Source organism: Solidesulfovibrio sp. DCME (genome assembly GCF_049995385.1).
Taxonomy (GTDB): domain Bacteria; phylum Desulfobacterota; class Desulfovibrionia; order Desulfovibrionales; family Desulfovibrionaceae; genus Solidesulfovibrio.
Map to the genome: position 1 here is coordinate 4,708,896 of NZ_CP188261.1, position 15,365 is coordinate 4,724,260.

General features: G+C 68.1%; 18 protein-coding genes. 7 read left to right on the forward strand and 11 right to left on the reverse strand.

Annotation, left to right across the window (positions count from 1 at the left end; genetic code table 11):
• The first annotated feature begins 77 nt into the window (after window positions 1-77).
• The gene (locus ACP59X_RS20865; protein WP_428562234.1) at window positions 78-1,220 is read left to right on the forward strand and encodes an MFS transporter; all 1,143 of its coding nucleotides are present in this window, start codon (window positions 78-80) and stop codon (window positions 1,218-1,220) included.
• A gap of 151 nt (window positions 1,221-1,371) precedes the next feature.
• Here ACP59X_RS20865 and ACP59X_RS20870 read toward each other — a convergent pair whose 3' ends face one another.
• On the reverse strand, window positions 1,372-2,208 hold the full coding sequence (locus tag ACP59X_RS20870; protein ID WP_428562236.1) for a ribonuclease H-like domain-containing protein: 837 nt from the start codon (window positions 2,206-2,208) through the stop codon (window positions 1,372-1,374).
• 144 nt (window positions 2,209-2,352) lie between these two features.
• On the opposite strand from ACP59X_RS20870, the gene ACP59X_RS20875 reads away from it, so the two are divergent.
• Window positions 2,353-3,339: a hypothetical protein gene (locus ACP59X_RS20875; RefSeq protein ID WP_428562238.1), complete on the forward strand. Its 987-nt coding sequence runs from the start codon at window positions 2,353-2,355 to the stop codon at window positions 3,337-3,339.
• A gap of 48 nt (window positions 3,340-3,387) precedes the next feature.
• Here the strand turns inward: ACP59X_RS20875 and argB are convergent, their stop codons facing one another.
• The 7 genes from argB to ACP59X_RS20910 form a co-directional block, all read right to left on the reverse strand.
• On the reverse strand, window positions 3,388-4,281 hold the full coding sequence (gene argB, locus ACP59X_RS20880; RefSeq protein WP_428562240.1) for an acetylglutamate kinase: 894 nt from the start codon (window positions 4,279-4,281) through the stop codon (window positions 3,388-3,390).
• Window positions 4,282-4,302: 21 nt separating this feature from the next.
• A complete protein-coding gene (gene hslU, locus ACP59X_RS20885; RefSeq protein WP_428562242.1) occupies window positions 4,303-5,676 on the reverse strand; it encodes an ATP-dependent protease ATPase subunit HslU in 1,374 nt (457 codons plus the stop codon).
• 93 nt (window positions 5,677-5,769) lie between these two features.
• Window positions 5,770-6,312, reverse strand: a complete 543-nt coding sequence (gene hslV / locus ACP59X_RS20890; RefSeq protein WP_428562244.1) for an ATP-dependent protease subunit HslV — start codon at window positions 6,310-6,312, stop codon at window positions 5,770-5,772.
• A gap of 165 nt (window positions 6,313-6,477) precedes the next feature.
• On the reverse strand, window positions 6,478-7,254 hold the full coding sequence (locus ACP59X_RS20895) for a methyltransferase domain-containing protein (RefSeq protein ID WP_428562246.1): 777 nt from the start codon (window positions 7,252-7,254) through the stop codon (window positions 6,478-6,480).
• 240 nt (window positions 7,255-7,494) lie between these two features.
• On the reverse strand, window positions 7,495-8,061 hold the full coding sequence (locus tag ACP59X_RS20900; RefSeq protein WP_428562248.1) for a macro domain-containing protein: 567 nt from the start codon (window positions 8,059-8,061) through the stop codon (window positions 7,495-7,497).
• Window positions 8,062-8,098: 37 nt separating this feature from the next.
• Complete coding sequence (locus ACP59X_RS20905) at window positions 8,099-9,358, reverse strand: M16 family metallopeptidase (RefSeq protein ID WP_428562250.1); 1,260 nt, start codon at window positions 9,356-9,358, stop codon at window positions 8,099-8,101.
• 9 nt (window positions 9,359-9,367) lie between these two features.
• Window positions 9,368-10,462, reverse strand: coding sequence for a sigma 54-interacting transcriptional regulator (locus tag ACP59X_RS20910; RefSeq protein ID WP_428562252.1), 1,095 nt, complete (start codon window positions 10,460-10,462; stop codon window positions 9,368-9,370).
• Between the two features lie 171 nt (window positions 10,463-10,633).
• Between ACP59X_RS20910 and ACP59X_RS20915 the strand changes: the two genes are divergently transcribed.
• The 5 genes from ACP59X_RS20915 to pspC all read left to right on the forward strand — a co-directional run bounded on the left by ACP59X_RS20915 (window position 10,634) and on the right by pspC (window position 12,786).
• Complete coding sequence (locus tag ACP59X_RS20915; protein WP_428562254.1) at window positions 10,634-11,320, forward strand: PspA/IM30 family protein; 687 nt, start codon at window positions 10,634-10,636, stop codon at window positions 11,318-11,320.
• A gap of 151 nt (window positions 11,321-11,471) precedes the next feature.
• Window positions 11,472-11,726 carry a hypothetical protein gene (locus ACP59X_RS20920; protein ID WP_428562256.1) on the forward strand — a complete coding sequence of 85 codons (255 nt, stop codon included), beginning with the start codon at window positions 11,472-11,474 and terminating at the stop codon, window positions 11,724-11,726.
• Entirely contained in the window at window positions 11,723-12,145 is a 423-nt protein-coding gene (locus ACP59X_RS20925; protein WP_428562258.1) for a hypothetical protein, read from the forward strand. Before ACP59X_RS20920 ends, ACP59X_RS20925 begins: the two co-directional genes overlap by 4 nt.
• A gap of 9 nt (window positions 12,146-12,154) precedes the next feature.
• On the forward strand, window positions 12,155-12,403 hold the full coding sequence (locus tag ACP59X_RS20930; protein ID WP_428562260.1) for a hypothetical protein: 249 nt from the start codon (window positions 12,155-12,157) through the stop codon (window positions 12,401-12,403).
• The gene (gene pspC / locus ACP59X_RS20935) at window positions 12,400-12,786 is read left to right on the forward strand and encodes an envelope stress response membrane protein PspC (RefSeq protein ID WP_428562262.1); all 387 of its coding nucleotides are present in this window, start codon (window positions 12,400-12,402) and stop codon (window positions 12,784-12,786) included. Before ACP59X_RS20930 ends, pspC begins: the two co-directional genes overlap by 4 nt.
• A 156-nt stretch (window positions 12,787-12,942) precedes the next feature.
• On the opposite strand, the gene ACP59X_RS20940 is transcribed toward pspC, so the two are convergent.
• From ACP59X_RS20940 to pyrR, 3 genes are all read right to left on the reverse strand, one after another.
• Window positions 12,943-13,599, reverse strand: coding sequence for a flavodoxin family protein (locus ACP59X_RS20940; RefSeq protein ID WP_428562264.1), 657 nt, complete (start codon window positions 13,597-13,599; stop codon window positions 12,943-12,945).
• A 638-nt stretch (window positions 13,600-14,237) separates the two neighbouring features.
• On the reverse strand, window positions 14,238-14,594 hold the full coding sequence (locus ACP59X_RS20945; protein ID WP_428562266.1) for a helix-turn-helix transcriptional regulator: 357 nt from the start codon (window positions 14,592-14,594) through the stop codon (window positions 14,238-14,240).
• An 82-nt stretch (window positions 14,595-14,676) separates the two neighbouring features.
• Window positions 14,677-15,234: a bifunctional pyr operon transcriptional regulator/uracil phosphoribosyltransferase PyrR gene (gene pyrR / locus ACP59X_RS20950; protein WP_428562268.1), complete on the reverse strand. Its 558-nt coding sequence runs from the start codon at window positions 15,232-15,234 to the stop codon at window positions 14,677-14,679.
• Window positions 15,235-15,365 lie beyond the last annotated feature (131 nt).

Sequence of the window (15,365 nt, forward strand, 5' to 3'; positions counted from 1 at the left end):
GGGTTTGCGCTCGTACGCGACCTGTCCGGCGGTCACCTTCCGACGGCGTCGCGGCTACCCCTGGGGAGGGGATTTCGATGCAGCGTTTTCTTGCCTTGGCGGGGCTGTGCCTCGCCGTGTTTCTGGCCATGACCGGCATGGGCCTGATCGTGGCCGCCCTGCCGGAAAAATACCTGCGTTGCCAGGGTGGCCTGCATGCGGCCGGCTGGCTGTCCGCGTCATTCGCCCTGGCCTCCATGGCCTGCCAGTATCCGGCCGGCCGCCTTGCCGACCGCGTGGGCGCCCGGTTCGTGCTGGCGGCGGGCTTCGCGCTGATGGCCGGCTCGGCCGTAACCTACGCCCTGGCCGAAACGCCGCCGTGGCTTTTCGCCGGCCGGGCGCTCCAGGGCGCGGGCGAGGCGCCGGTCTGGGCCCTGGCCCCGGCCGTGCTGGCCCGGCTCTATCCCGAACGGCGCGGCCGGGTCATGGGCCTGTACAATGCCGCCTTCCACCTGGGCCTCATGGCCGGGCCGCTGCTGGGGGCCTGGGGCGCCGCCCGGCTGGCCGGCGATCCCTTCACCGCCTTTGGCTGGCTGTGCCTGGCGGCCATGGGGCTTGCCCTGGTCGTGCCGTACGGCAGGCCGGGCCGGGCGACGGCTGGTGTCGCGCGCGCGGGCGTGGCGAGGCTGCCCCGCGTGTTGCTGGCCTTGCTGCCGGCCCTGCCCCTGGCCGGGGCGGCCTACGGCCTGCTGACGAGCTCCCTGCCCGTGCATCTGGCCGGCCAGGCAGGCTATGACAGCCGGGCGCTGGCCTGGGTCTTTTTCCAGGTCTACGCCGGCATCGCCCTGTCCCAGGGCCTGGCCGGCCGGTTGTCCGACCGCCTGGGGCGCCTGCCCTTCCTCGTCGGCGGGCTGGCGGTCATGGCCGCCGGGCTCTGGGGCGCGACAGCCTCGGCTCGGGGATTGGGCCAGGCGGCCTTCCCGGCCCTGGGCCTGGGCCTTGGCGCCTTCACCGTGGCCTCCCTGGCCCTGGTCAACGACCGGTGTCCGGCCACGGCCCGGGGCCGGGCCTGCGGCCTGTATTACCTTGTCTGGGGGTTGGGCTATTGCGCCGGGCCCCTTGTGGCCAACAGCCTGGGCTTGCCGGCGACCGTCGCGATTTTGGCGGCGCTGGCCCTGGCTGCGGCGGTTTTGGTCGGCTGGACAGCCCTGGGCCCCGGATCGCGGCCCCTGGCGGACTAACGTCGCGTCCGCGAAATACGCCCGGACGCATTCCGTGGACAACGTGTTTCAGGAGTTCCGGTTTTCCCCAACAATACGCTCGTATTGTTGGGGGACGCCGCACGAGGCGAAGGGGTCGTCAGCGGGGTGGCCGGGCAAGCCGGCCGCCCCGCTACTTCCTCGAAAAGGCCCAGGCCAGGCGGCGCAGGACGCCGGGGTCGGGCGCGTGGGGATTGTCGCCCGGGGCGGGGATGGGCAGGCGGTAGCGCTCGGCGAAGGGTGTTTGTTCGAGCAGGTCGTTGATGGCATGGGCCAAAAGCACCGGCAGGGCCAGCACGTCGGCGGCGTTGTAGGCGAGCAGCGTTTCCATGAGCGCCGGGTCGGCCGTCTTCACGTATTCGCGCCACAAGACCACGGCGAAGTAGCCGTCCGCGCCGGTCAGGTCGCCCCGGTCCACGCCGTAGTGGACCTCGCACTTTTTCAGCCCGCCCTTGATGCCGATGGCCGTGAGCACGTTGCGCAGGTCGATGTGGGCCTTGGGCAGGCTGGCGCCCAGGTGGGAGCGCAGGACCGGCGCGTCGAAACAGCGGCCATTGAAGGTGACGAGCACCTTTTTCTCCAGGATGTCCACGGCGAAGTCCTGGAGGTTTCTGCCATGGGCGTAGGTGCGCACGGTATCGCGGCCGTCGTAGAGGGACACGGCCGTGACCTCGTTTCGCGGCGTGCCGTCGGTTTCGATGTCCACGCAGGCGAGGTGGTCGCGGAAATCGAAAAAAAGCCGCCAACTCTCGGCCGGGGGCAGGCGGGAGCCGAAATAATCGGCGTCGCCGGCGGCCAGGCGCTCCCTGGAAGCCAACAGCTCGTCGCGCCACATCGGGACCTTGACGGAACCGAGCGGCGGCGTTTCGGCGGAAAGGAAATCGTCCCAGGTGAGGATGCCGGCGGCCCAGAGGCGGCGTTCCGTGGACGGGCCAAGTCCGGGCAGATGCACGAAAGTATGGGTAAGCACGGCTGAGGCCTTACGCCTTTTGCCGGCCGGCCTCAACCTCGGGGGAACGGATCGGCCGGGGACGGCATCAAAGATGCATGACTTACGGCGAATCGGATATTCTTGCCGCCGGGTGCGGTTCGACATTCCAAGGAAGGAGCCTCCATGCCGCGACTCACCGATGCCATCTCGCCCGCGCCAACCCGGAGTTTCGACGCCAGGGCCGGCCGGGAACCCGTCATCGCCCGCGAAATGTTCCGTCCCGGGCCGCTGCGGGACGATTTCGGGCGCCTGTCCCATCCGGCCACACCCATGGCCGATGCGGACATTCTCAGCTTCCTGGTCAAGTATTTCTACGCTTCGCTTTTTCCCGGCTCCGAGAACCATGCCGTGCCCTTGACGGAGATGAGCACCCAACTCGGCCGGTTTTACGACTTGTGGTCGAGTGACGGCCCCGACGGCGCCCTGCCCCTGGCCGGGCCGTACAGCGCCTTTTCGCTGCGCATGCTGACGGATTTGCCGCGCACGGCCCACATTTTCCGTTCCGTGGCCAACCGCCCCCTGCCGCCGGCCATGGTCCAGGACCCGTTTCTGGGCATCGATTGTGGCACGGGCAGCGGCATTTTGCTGGCCGCGGCCTGGTTCCAGGCCAAGCGCAACGGCGTGGCCGAGACGCGGCTTTACGGCCTGGACATCGACGCGGACATCGCCGGCCGCACGCAGCTGCTGTTCACCTCGCTGGGGATCGGCGAAGTGTTCGTGGCCGACGCCCGGGAACCGGACGCCTACCGGGGCTTGCCCGACGGCCCGGTGGCGTTCGTCGGCAACGAGAACGTGGCCGCGCCCACGGCCCGGCTGTCGGCGGAACCGTTTTCCGCCATCCACGCGGCGCTTTTTTCGGTGCTTTCCAAGCGGCTGCGCAACACGGTCTTCTTCCCCGAGGCCCTGGTCGTGCGCGACCGCGACGCGGAGATGGATGTGGTGCTGTCCAAGAACAACCGCTTCCAGTTGCCGCGCCATTACCGGCACCTGCGGCCGCGCCCTCGGGCCATCGTCATCGAAGGCCGGCTGACCCGCCTGTGGCAGGTGGGCAAGGATTTCCACCAGGCCATCCCCGAGTCCTGGCTCTCGATCATGCCGGGGCGGTGGTAAACGGAAAACGCCGGGGGAGCGGCCCTCCCCCGGCGATGCTCGCGGGCGCTACAGATTGCAGCGCTTGCAGACGATTTCCGTGCCGATGCCGGAATTCGTGAAAAATTCCAAAATAATGCAGTTCTCCACCCGCCCGTCCAGGATGTGGGCCTTTTCCACCCCGGCGTCCACGGCTTCCATGCAGCAGGTGACCTTGGGGATCATGCCGCCGGTCAGCACACCCGAAGCCATGGCCTGGGAGGCCTCGACGATGTCGAGCGACGAGATGAGGTTCTTGTCCTTGTCCAGCACCCCGGCCACGTCGGTGAGGAGCACCAGGCGCTTGGCCCCCAGCGCCGCGGCCACCGCCCCGGCCACGGTGTCGGCGTTGATGTTGTAGGTCTCGCCCTTCTCGTCCACCCCCACCGGCGCGATGACCGGGATGAAGCCCTGGCCCAAAAGCGTTGTGATCAGCCCGGTGTTGATGCCCGTGACCTCGCCCACCTTGCCGAGGTCGATGATCTCCGGGGGCGCGTCGCCCTTTTCCAGCACCATCTCCAGCTTGCGGGCCGTGATCAGCCGGCCGTCCTTGCCGGACAGCCCCACGGCCGTGCCGCCGTTTAAGTTGATGAGGTTGACGATGTTCTTGTTGACCTTGCCCACGAGCACCATCTCGACCACGTCCATGGTGGCGTCGTCGGTGACGCGCAGCCCCTGGCGGAATTCGCTGGCGATGCCCAGCTGCTTGAGCATCTGGCCAATTTGAGGCCCGCCGCCGTGGACGATGACGGGATTGATGCCGATGTATTTGAGCAGGATGACGTTCAGGGCGAAGCTTTTTTGCAGGGCCTCGTCCACCATGGCATGCCCGCCGTACTTGATGACGACCGTCTTGCCGAAAAACTTGCGGATGTACGGCAGGGCTTCCAGCAAAAGCCTCGCCTTGGCGTGTTCGCGATCCATGGGCCGTCCTCCAACGGGTGTTTACAGGATGTAGCGGGAAAGGTCGCGGTCCTCGGCCACGTCGGAAAGCTTGTCGCGGACGTAATCCGGGTCCACCACCACGGTCTGCCCGCCCTGGTCCGAGGCGGTAAACGACAGGTCGGACAGGATCTTCTCCATGATGGTATACAGCCGCCGGGCGCCGATGTTCTCGGTTTCCTCGTTGACCTTGCGGGCGAAGCGGGCCACCTCGCGCAACGCCTCGTCGGTGAAGTCGAGCGTCACGCCCTCGGTGCCGAGAAGCGCCTTGTACTGCACGGTCAGCGCGTTTTGCGGCTCGGTCAGGATGCGGTAGAAATCCTCGGCCGTAAGCGGCCGCAGTTCCACCCGCAAGGGGAACCGGCCCTGCAACTCCGGCACCAGGTCCGACGGCTTGGAGAAGTGGAAGGCCCCGGCGGCGATGAAAAGGATGTGGTCGGTTTTCACCATGCCGTACTTGGTGTTGACCACGCAGCCTTCGACCACGGGCAGCAGGTCGCGCTGCACGCCCTCGCGGGAGACGTCCGGACCGGAGCCGCCGCCCTGCTTGCCGCAGATCTTGTCGATCTCGTCGATGAAGATGATGCCCGTCTGCTCGACACGCTCCTTGGCCGCCTCGGACACCTTGTCCATGTCCACCAGGCGGTCGGACTCTTCCTGCAACAGCACGTCGTAGGCGTCGCGCACGCGCATGTTGCGCGTTTTTTTGCGCTGGGGGAACATCTTGGAAAACATGTCCTTGAACTGCGAGCCCATGTCCTCCATGCCCGGCATGGACATGATCTCGACCTGGGGCGCGGGCACGGATACCTCCACGGGCACGACCCGGTCGTCGAGCTTGCCCTCGCGCCAGAGCTTGCGCAGCTTCTCGCGGGTGCTCGTCGGGGCCTCGGCGGACGGGGGCGTCGGCGCCTCGGGCGCGGCCGGCATGGGGATGGGGATGGCCCCGCCACGCTGGGATTCGGGCAAAAGCAGGTCGAGCAGGCGCTCCTCGGCGTTCTTTTCCGCCTTGGCCGCCACCTTGTCCTGCTCCTCCTTGCGCACGAGGTTGACGCCGATCTCCATCAGGTCGCGCACCATGGATTCCACGTCCCGGCCGACATAGCCGACCTCGGTGAATTTCGTGGCCTCGACCTTGAAAAAGGGCGACCCGGCCAGTTTCGCCAGCCGGCGGGCGATCTCGGTCTTGCCCACGCCCGTGGGGCCGATCATGATGATGTTTTTCGGCGCGATCTCGTCGCGAAGCGTCGGTTCGATCTGCTGGCGGCGCCAACGGTTGCGCATGGCGATGGCCACCATGCGCTTGGCGTCCTGCTGGCCGATGATGTACTTGTCGAGTTCGGATACGATTTCGCGCGGCGTGAGGCTGGCGTGCATGCCGACTCCTTGGTCTCTCGTCATCCCCCCCGGCGGGGGTGGCCAATACGGTCATTTTCCCTGCAAGGGACGTCCCTGCAACCCGCGTCTCCCCTAGGCCCGGTCGATGGTCTCCACCACGATGCGGTCGTTGGTGTAGACGCAGATTTCCGCGGCGATGCCCATGGCTTTTTCCACGATCTCGCGCGGGGTGAATTCGGTGTGGCGCAACAGCGCCCGGGCGGCGGCCAGGGCGTAGGGGCCGCCCGAACCGATGGCGGCCACGCCGTCGTCGGGTTCGATGACGTCGCCGTTGCCGGACAAAAGCAGCACGTTGGCCGCGTCGGCCACGACGAGCATGGCCTCCAGCCGGCGCAGGTACTTGTCCTTGCGCCAGTCCTTGGCCAGCTCCACGCTCGCCCGCACCAGGTTGCCGCTGAACTCCTCCAGCTTGGCCTCGAAGCGCTCGAAGAGCGTGAAGGCGTCGGCCGTGGAGCCGGCAAAGCCGATCACGACCTTGTCATGGTAGATGCGGCGCACCTTGCGCGCCCCGTGCTTCATGGCCACGGCCTGCCCGAGCGTCACCTGGCCGTCGCCGGCCACGGCCACGCCGGCATCCGTGCGCACGGCCAGTATCGTCGTTCCACGTAGTTCCATATGGTACTCCAGAGGGGAATCGGGGGGAGGAACCCCCTTTTTGAAAAAAGGGGGTTCCTCCCCCCGAGCCCCCCTCTTCCCCTAAAAACTTTTAAAGGGGGGAGATTATCAAAAGACAGCCGTGCGGGCAGCCCGTGCGAGTCGATCAGGCCGACGATGGCAGCATTATGCGACCTTGGGCGTGGCCGTGAAAAAAAAGCGGGGAAAACGAAAAATGATCCGGCCATCCCGCTGCTTCGGATACTGTTCGATCACCTGGGCGAAGACGTCGGCCTCGAAGGCGGCCCGGTCCGCCTCGGGCAGGGCGCCCAGGTAGGGGCGCAGCCCCGTGCCCCGGTACCACTCCATGATGGCGGCGTGGGAGGGCAGCACATGGTAGTAGGTGGTTTGCCAGAGGTCAAAGCCCGCCGCCACGTCGGCGAGCAGGTCGAAATACTGCCCAGGCCGCAGATTGTAAAAGATGCGCGGGCGCTTAAACGCCCCCTGCCACTTCTCCCCGGCCACCAGCCCGGCAATGATCGTGTGGATGGGTTCGTCATAGTTCATGGGCGTCTGCACGGCCAGCACGCCGCCGGGCCGCAAAAGCCCCAGCAGCTCGCGCACGAGCCTCGGATGGTCGGGAATCCACTGGATGCAGGCATTGGAAAAAACCACGTCGAAGGCTTGACCCAGCTTCCCCAAATCCTTGCCCGCGTCGCACAGTGAAAATTCCAGGTCGGGGTGCCTGGCCCTGGCCGCCTCGATCATTTCCGGCGAACTGTCGATGCCGCGCACGCACGCCCCGGGAAACCGCTCGGCCAGCACCCGGCTGCTGTTGCCCGGCCCGCAGCCCACGTCCAGGACGTCGCGCACACCCTCGCGCCCGATCCGCGCCGCCAGGTCCCTGGCCGGCTGGGTCCGCTGCGCCTCGAACTTCAAATACTGCCCGCTATCCCAAGCCATACCTCTTCCCTTCGCCCCGCAGGGGCGACGGCCCCGCGCGGCCGGAATTTGGCCTTTCGAGCCAGGAGCGCAGCGACGGCATCGAAAGGCCAAATTCCGGCCGCGCCGACGGACAACCGCCCGCCGACCAAGCCAACACCCGCCGACCGCTTCCCCCGCCGGGGAGGTCCAGGAGGGGGTCACCCCCTCCTGGCGGGTCCAGGGCAGCGCCCTGGCCGCCGGAGGCATCTTCGTCTCCAGTTACCGCGCAATCCCAGCAAATAAGTCGTCCGCCACGGAACGCCAGAGGGCGTAGGCGTGTTTTCCGTGCAGGTAGAGACGAATCTCCCGCACAGCGCCCTTTCCGAGCGCCTCGGCCATGACGCCAAGGGCCAGGGGCGCGGCCTTGTCCACGGGATAGCCGTAGACGCCGGTGGACACGGCCGGAAAGGAGATGGTGGCCAGGCCCTTTTCCACGGCCCGGGCGATGGACTGGGCATAGGCCGAGCGCAGGGCTTCCGGTTCGCCTTCCGTGCCGCCGCGCCAGATGGGGCCGACGGTGTGGATGATGTAGCGCGCCGGCAGGTCGAAGCCCGGGGTGATGACGGCGCCGCCGGCCGGCAACCGGCCTATGCGGGCGATGATCTCGCGGCAGGCGCCGGGGAGCCCTGGCCCGGCGGCCCGGTGGATGGCGCCATCCACGCCGCCGCCGCCGGCCAGGGCGGAATTGGCGGCATTGACGATGGCATCGGCGTCATCTTTGGTGATGTCGCCTTCAAGGAGCGTCAGGACGCCGGAACCGATGGGATAGGTCGCCTTCTCGGGCATGGCGCGCACCTCCATGTCTTGCGCCGCGACCGGGAATCTAGGGGATCGCGGCCGTTGGCCCCAGGATGCACAGGCCGGCCTTTTCCGGGGCGAAGGACGCCCGGGCGATGCCGGCCAGGTCGTCACGCGTCACTTTATCCAACGCGGCGGCGGTTTCCTCAAGGGGAATGTGGCGGTCGAAGAGCAGGACGTTGCGGGCCAGGCGCATCATGCGGTTTTCCGACGATTCCGCGCCGAGGTAGAGCAGCCCCTTGAGGTGTTCGCGGGTGTGGTCGAGCTCCTCGTCGGTGACCGCGCCGCCGGCCACGGCGTCGAGTTCGTCGCGCACCACGGCGATGAGCTCGGCCGTGCGTTCGGGGTCCACGGCGGCCTGGATCTCGAAGATGCCGGCATCGGCCAGGCCGCTGACGCTGGCGTAGATGGAATAGGCCAGGCCGCGTTTTTCCCGGACTTCCTGGAACAGGCGCGAGGACATGTTGCCGCCCAGAAGCGTGGCCAGGAGCGTGTGGGCGAAGCGTTCGGGGCTTGTGTTGCCGACCGACGGATAGGCCAGGATGACGTGGTTCTGCTCGCTATCCCGGCGCACGGCCAGACGCGGCGGAGTGAACGCCCCGGCCGGCCGGGCGGCCGGGCGCGACGAGGCCGGAAGCGCGCCGAAGGTTTCGCCGGCCAGGGCCAGCAGCGTCTCGTGGTCCACGGCGCCCGTGGCCACCACGGTGACGGCGTCGGCGCGGTAGCGCTCGCGCCGCCAGGCCTGCAAGGATTTGGGCGTGGCCGCGGTCACGGAGCGCGGCGTGCCGGTGATGGGGTGGGCGATGGCCGGATCGGCCCAGGCGACGGCCCAGAAATCCTCGTGGACCTTCTCCTCGGGCGTCTCCTCCACCATGGAAATTTCCTGGACGATGACGGCCTGCTCCCGGGCCAGCTCCTCGGGGTCCAGGGCGGGGTGCAGCGCGATGTCGGCCAGCACGTCGAAAGCCCGGCGCAAATGGGCGTCCATGACCCGGATGTGGAAGCAGGTGGCCTCGCGCGAGGTGAACGCGTTGGCAAGCCCGCCCAGGATGTCGAGCTCCTTGGCGATGGCCAGGGCGTCGCGGGTCGCCGTGCCCTTGAACGCCATGTGTTCCCACAGGTGGGCCATGCCCTCCTGGCCCGCCCCCTCGTGGCGGGAGCCGGCCTCGATCCAGATGCCGAGGCTGGCCGTCTTGGCGGTGGGCATGGGCTCGGTCACCACGCGCACGCCGTTTTCCAGGCGGGTGATGCGACAAGGGGCGAAGGCGTCTGATGATTGGAGCATCGGCACGGGCTACGGGGCTTTGCCGCCGGCGTCAAGGGCGGCGGCATGCTTGCGGTACTGGCCGCGAAACTGGTGGTAGGAAAGGCCCAGCAGCGCCGCCGCCCGGCGCTGGTTGCCGCCCGAGGCGGCCAGCGCCCGGCGCAGGAAGGAAATTTCAAGGGCGGCCACGGCGGCGGGGAGGGAGAGTGAAGATGCCTCCGGCGGCCAGGAGAGGCTCTGCCTCTCCTGGACCTCTCCGCCGGGGGGGATCATCCCCCCCGGGCCCCCTGGAAGGGGGATGGAGGGAGGGGTGGGCGTGTTGTGTGTTGTGGCGGGAAGGCTCTCCGCCGGAGAGGGAAAGGGCGCGGCGAAGGGGTCGAGGGTGATGTGGTCGATACGGGAGGACCGGGTGTCGAAGACGGCGCGCTCCACGGTGTTTTTGAGCTCCCGGATGTTGCCTGGCCAGGCATGGGCCGAAAGGGTGCGCAGGGCGGCGGCGGTGAAGGCCGGGGCGTCGGGGCGGCCGAGCTCGGCGGCGAAACGGGTGGCGAAGCGCTCGGCCAGATAGGCGATGTCGCCGTGCCGGGCGCGAAGCGGCGGCACGTGGAGCACGGCGAAGGCCAGCCGGTCGAGGAGGTCGGGGAGCAGGCGGCCGTTTCGCACGAGCAGGCGCGGATCGACGTTGGTCGCGGCCACGACGCGCGCGTCCACGGCAATGGATTCCGAGGCGCCCAGGCGTTCCACGGTGCCGTATTCCACGGCCCGCAGGAGTTTTTCCTGTACGGCCTTGGGCGCGGCTTGCAGTTCGTCGAGAAAAAGCGTCCCGCCGTTTGCCACCTCGAACCGGCCGGCCCGGCGCTTGAGCGCGCCGGTGAACGCCCCGGCTTCGTGGCCGAAAAGCTCGGCCTCGACCAGCGATCGCGGCAGGGCGGCCAGGCTCACGGGCACAAAGGGCCGCTCCCAGCGCGGCGAATGGAAATGGAGCCTGGCTGCCGCCAGTTCCTTGCCCGTGCCGCGCTCGCCGACGAGGATGACGGGCCGGTCCACGGCGGCCACGGCGGACACGCGCTCCATGAAGGCCAGAAAGGCATCGGACTGGCCCAGGGCTTCGACCACGGCTTTCATGGCGAAATGCACCTCATTTATGGCGTAGAAAACCATTGTTTGGCAAAAATCACAACACATGCTCCACAAATAAATCATAACCCCTGGAAATCATGTGTTCCTCCGTTTGGCACACTCCCTGCTTTTCCGTCCGGTGACGCCGCGCACACCTGCGCGCACCGGAGGTATGCCATGGGTATTTTCAGCCGCTTCAGGGACATCATCCATTCCAACATCAACGCCATGCTGGACAAGGCCGAGGACCCGGAAAAGCTCATCCGGCTGATGATCCAGGAAATGGAAGAGACGCTGGTGGAGCTCAAGGCCGACTGTGCCCGCACCATGGCCCAGGCGGCCAAGTCCGGCCGCGAACTGGCCGCCGTGCGCGATCGGGCCGGCCGCTGGGGCGAAAAGGCCGAGCTGGCCGTGGACAAGGGCCGCGAGGACCTGGCCCGCGAGGCGCTTATGGAAAAGCGCGCCCTGGAAACCCGGGCCGAGGCCCTGGCCGGCGAACAGGCCGCCATCGAGGGCATGGTCGCCGCCTACCGCGAGGACATCGGCCGGCTGGAGGAAAAGCTGGGCACGGCCAAGGAGCGCCAGCGCACCCTGCTGCACCGCCACCTGCGGGCAACCGGGAAAAAGCGCGCCCGCGAGGACATGAGCCGCGTGGATTCCACCGAGGCCCTGCTGCGTTTCGACGAATTCGAAAGCCGCATCGAGCGCCTGGAGGCCGAGGCCGAGCTGGCCGGAACCGCCGCTTCCGTGCGCCGCCCGGCCGAGGGCGAATCCCTGGAAGCCCGCTTCGACCGCCTGGCCGCCGACGAGGACGTGGAACGCGAACTGGCCCGCCTCAAGGCCCGCCGCGCCGGTGGGGAGTAAGGGCGAAGATGCCTCCGGCGGCCGGGGGGGATCATCCCCCCCGGACCCCCCGGACGGGGAGAACGAGACGTGCGTGCGTCGGGGAAAAGGGATAAGGGTGCGGGAAAGACGGATACGCACGGCCTGAGGTGACGCAACGCAAGGAGTGACCGTGTTTGCCCATCATGCGATGTTTTACGGCGGCGGCCCGCATCTGCTGCAAGTGTTCCTCATCGTGGCCGTGATCGCGGCCATCGTCTGGCTGCGCCGCCGGGCCGAGGGCTCGGACCGGGCCGGGCGCGATGCCGACGCCAAGGCCGTCGCCCTGCTCGGCGAGGTCAAGGCCACGCTCTCGCGCCTGGAGGACCGGGTGCGCAACCTGGAAACCGTCCTCGGCAAGGAGGCGGACAAGGGAGGCGGCTCATGAGAAACCAGGGATGCGGCCCGCGCCGTTTTTCCGGCAGCCGCTTCGGACGCGGCCCCTGCGGCCGGCCCGGCGGGCTGGTCACCGGCGGCTACCGCTGGACGGCCTGGCAGCTGGGCCTGCCCGGCTGGGTGGTCGCGGCCTTCTTCGTGGTGCTGTTTTTGACCATCGGCTGGCCGGCCCTGCTCGTCTACCTGGCCTGCGCCCTGCTCCTGCGCCCAGACCGCGCGGACGGCGTGACCGCCCGCGACGACGGCGTGTCCGGCATCGACTTGTCCGGCGAGGCCCAGGGCATCCGCGACCGGGCACGCGACCTGGAAGGGCGCATCGCCGGCCTGGAATCCCGCGTCACATCCCGGGAATTCGACTTCGACCGGCGGCTGGCCGCCGCCGACCGGCCGGACCGCCGACGGCCGGCCTGAGGAACGCGCATGATGGGACTTGTAACCGCCCTGGTCATGGCCGGGGCCACCATTGTCGGGCTGGTGATCCTCGGCGTCATCTTCCTGCTCGGCATCCGCCTGCTGCGCCCCGGCGCGCCCAAGCCGGGCGGCAACGACGCCGAGGAGGCCCGGCTCCTGCAAGAGATTCACCGCAGCCTGTCCCGGCTTGAAGAGCGGGTGGAGGCCCTGGAAACCCTGGTCCTCGACGGCAAGGCCGGCAGGGAGGACGAGCGATGAGACACTATAGCGAACTGCGCCTGCGCGAGCTCTACCGCTCGCGTTCGGGCCTGCTCCTTGGCGTGTGCAAGGGCCTGGCCCGCTTCCTGGACGTGCCGGTCTTCTGGCTGCGCGCCTTCGTCCTGGTGCTGACGCCCTTTACCGGCGTGTGGCCCATGGTCGCCGCCTACCTGATCGCCGGCTTCGTCATCAAGCCCGAGCCCGTGATCACGCCGGACTCCGACGAGGAACGGGCCTTTTACGACGACTACGTCACGTCCCGGGCCAACGCGCTGACCCGGGTCAAGCGCCGCTTCGAACGCCTGGACAAGCGCATCCGGCGGCTGGAGGACCACGTCACCTCGCGCGAATACGACTTCGACCGCCGGCTGCGCCATCCCTGACCCCGGCGCCCGCCAGCCGCGTCCATGCGGGCAGGCGGGCGCCGCCAGGCGGCCTCGTGGCACGCCCCCGCCGCAGCGGCCCGCCCCGGGGGGGGCATCCCCCGAACCGATTCCTTTCATTCAATAACGCAGTTGGATTGCTTCCGGGATACCGCGCTAGGCCGCCGGCACAGGTTCGGTCAGGCGCTCGCCCAGGGCGAAGGCCTTGGCGCAGTCCGCGGGAAAGACCTCCTTGTGGCGCTTGCGCTTGGCCGCGGCGTCCCAGACCGTGGACAGGTACTTGCCGTAGTCGTCGAACTGCATGGTATCCGTGGCCAGCAGCAGTTCGCAGGCGCCGAACGTCCGGGCCATGACCCCGCGCATGCGCTCCATGAAGATGTCGTAGCCCCACTGCGGCAGCGCCGTTTCGGGGATGTTCATGGTATAGACCAGGGCGGTGGGGATTTTCCGGGGGAAGATGGCGGCATAGCCCGGGGTGTAGGTGAGGTAGGGAAAGCACAGCCGCTCCAGGAACGACCGGGTTTCGCCCGTTTCGGCCCCGAAATAGACCGGCGTGCCGACCACGAGGCCGTCGGCCGCTGCCGCCCGTTCGAGCACGGGCGTCAAGGCGTCCTTGACCGCGCAATGGCCGTAGTTTTTCCCGCCGATCCGCTTGCATTCGAAGCAGCTGACGCAGCCTTTGAAGTCCAGGTCGTAGAGGTGGACGAGCTCCACCTCGGCGCCTCGGCCCTTGGCCCCATCCAGGGCCTGACCCAGCAGGCTGGCGGTGTTCCATTTCTTCCGGGGACTGCCGTTTATGGCCATGATACGCATGGGAACCTCCTTTGCGAAGCCTTCCCCATACGTCCGTTCCACCTGCCGGACAATCAGGCACGAAAAGGAAACAGAGGCACCAGGCCGTTCCCCTCCCGCACCCGTCCAGGCGGGCCTGCCCCGGGGTTGGCCGCCGCGACGGCAAGGCGGGCGGCCAGGCCGTCATCGCAGCCTGGCCGCCCGCCTTGCCGTCGCGGACGGCCCGCAAACCGTTTTTTCCCACAATGCGGGGACATGTCCCGACCGTTGCCGGTACGTCCCGCCTCCCCGGCCGCAGTCCCCGTCGGTTCATGGGGACGAAAACATCTTACTGTAAATAACAGTTAGATGTATTGAGCATCTTGCTGCGTGTTTGTCAAGCCACCCCACTCAGGCCCACGCGGCAACGGCGAGGCGCCCCAACGGACTGGTGTTGCCCGAGGCGGCGCCTGAAAAAGACAGGGGAGGGGTTTGCTTAACCCTGAACCACTCGGGAGCGGCCCGACTGCCTGAAAGGCAACAAGCTTGGACTGTTACGGGATTCAAAGGAACGGTAGCCCATGGTCCGCCGGGGGCTTCTCCCCAGCCCCTTTGTGCAAAACCTGCCGGGGAGTTCCCTCGAAGGGGACGCGACGGATCCGGGGCGTTTGCGCTCCCGTTCAGGAAGCCGGGCCGCGCGGGGGCAGGCGATCGTAGGCGTGCAGGAAGTTTGTCAGCAGGGCGAGGCGATGCTCGATGTCCGCCTTCCAGGCATCCAGCTTGTCGTGCCCCGCTGCGGTCAGGCTGTAGACGCGCAGGGCCGGCCCGGCCCGGCTGGCATCCCAGGCGGAGGTGACGGCGCCCTCGGCTTCGAGCTGGCGCAACGTCCGGTAGACGGCGGCGGAATCGACGGCCAGCTCCAGGCCCTGGCTGGCGAACATGCCGCGCAGGCCGCCGCCGTGGAGCGGCCCCTGGGCCAGGGCCAGCAGGATGAAGGCCGGCAGGTGGCGGTATTGGCGTTTCTTGGCTTGTGTCATGGCGCTGGTCGTCCTGAGGCCAAAACGGACGGCTTCCGTTCGATGGGCAAAAGCGTTTGCGGGCCAAGGGGCCGGGGAGCGGTTAGCGCTCGGACAGCTCCTCGACGAGCAACACCCCATCCTCGCCGTCGAGTTCGGACACGGCCACATCCACGTGCTCGCCAGGCTCGGTGTGCACGCGCTTGCCCACGTAATCGGCCTGGATGGGCAGTTCGCGGTGCCCCCGCCGGTCGATGAGCACGAGCAGTTCCACGCGCCTGGGCCGGCCGTAGTCGAGCAGCGCCTCCAGGGCGGCCCGGATGGTGCGGCCGGAAAAAAGCACGTCGTCCACGAGGACCACGTTTTTCTCGGCCAGGGAAAACGGGATGTCCGACGGCCCCACCTGCGGCTGGACCTCACGGTTGGTCCAGTCGTCGCGGTAGAGGTTGATGTCGAGCTTGCCCAGGGGCACGTCGCAACGGCCCCGGGCGTCGATGAGGGCCTTGAGCCGCGTGGCCAGTTCCGCCCCGCGCCGCTGGATACCGACCAGGGCCAGGCCGCAGGACGGATCGTGGCGTTCGACGAGTTCGGAAGCCAGCCGTTCCAGGGTCCGGCGCACCTCGCCAGCGGTCATGATTTTTTTCCGTTTTGTCACAGGCATCCCTCGGGGCTTTTCCCGCGCATACCGCAAACCTCCCCGGCCTGGCAATGTCCCGATCGGTCGGTGCGCGTTGCGTAGCTGCCGGGGAGTACGCGCCGCTCGCGGAGGCCATCCGACGGCCCCGATAGGTC

Coding starts and splice junctions, on each gene's coding strand:
- pspC (WP_428562262.1), top strand. CDS start 12,400: ATGAGACACTATAGCGAACTGCGCCTGCGCGAGCTCTACCGCTCGCGT.
- ACP59X_RS20940 (WP_428562264.1), bottom strand. CDS start 13,599: ATGCGTATCATGGCCATAAACGGCAGTCCCCGGAAGAAATGGAACACC.
- ACP59X_RS20905 (WP_428562250.1), bottom strand. CDS start 9,358: ATGCTCCAATCATCAGACGCCTTCGCCCCTTGTCGCATCACCCGCCTG.
- ACP59X_RS20875 (WP_428562238.1), top strand. CDS start 2,353: ATGCCGCGACTCACCGATGCCATCTCGCCCGCGCCAACCCGGAGTTTC.
- argB (WP_428562240.1), bottom strand. CDS start 4,281: ATGGATCGCGAACACGCCAAGGCGAGGCTTTTGCTGGAAGCCCTGCCG.
- ACP59X_RS20865 (WP_428562234.1), top strand. CDS start 78: ATGCAGCGTTTTCTTGCCTTGGCGGGGCTGTGCCTCGCCGTGTTTCTG.
- ACP59X_RS20910 (WP_428562252.1), bottom strand. CDS start 10,462: ATGAAAGCCGTGGTCGAAGCCCTGGGCCAGTCCGATGCCTTTCTGGCC.
- hslV (WP_428562244.1), bottom strand. CDS start 6,312: ATGGAACTACGTGGAACGACGATACTGGCCGTGCGCACGGATGCCGGC.
- ACP59X_RS20915 (WP_428562254.1), top strand. CDS start 10,634: ATGGGTATTTTCAGCCGCTTCAGGGACATCATCCATTCCAACATCAAC.
- pyrR (WP_428562268.1), bottom strand. CDS start 15,234: ATGCCTGTGACAAAACGGAAAAAAATCATGACCGCTGGCGAGGTGCGC.
- ACP59X_RS20900 (WP_428562248.1), bottom strand. CDS start 8,061: ATGCCCGAGAAGGCGACCTATCCCATCGGTTCCGGCGTCCTGACGCTC.
- ACP59X_RS20945 (WP_428562266.1), bottom strand. CDS start 14,594: ATGACACAAGCCAAGAAACGCCAATACCGCCACCTGCCGGCCTTCATC.
- ACP59X_RS20925 (WP_428562258.1), top strand. CDS start 11,723: ATGAGAAACCAGGGATGCGGCCCGCGCCGTTTTTCCGGCAGCCGCTTC.
- ACP59X_RS20895 (WP_428562246.1), bottom strand. CDS start 7,254: ATGGCTTGGGATAGCGGGCAGTATTTGAAGTTCGAGGCGCAGCGGACC.
- hslU (WP_428562242.1), bottom strand. CDS start 5,676: ATGCACGCCAGCCTCACGCCGCGCGAAATCGTATCCGAACTCGACAAG.
- ACP59X_RS20930 (WP_428562260.1), top strand. CDS start 12,155: ATGATGGGACTTGTAACCGCCCTGGTCATGGCCGGGGCCACCATTGTC.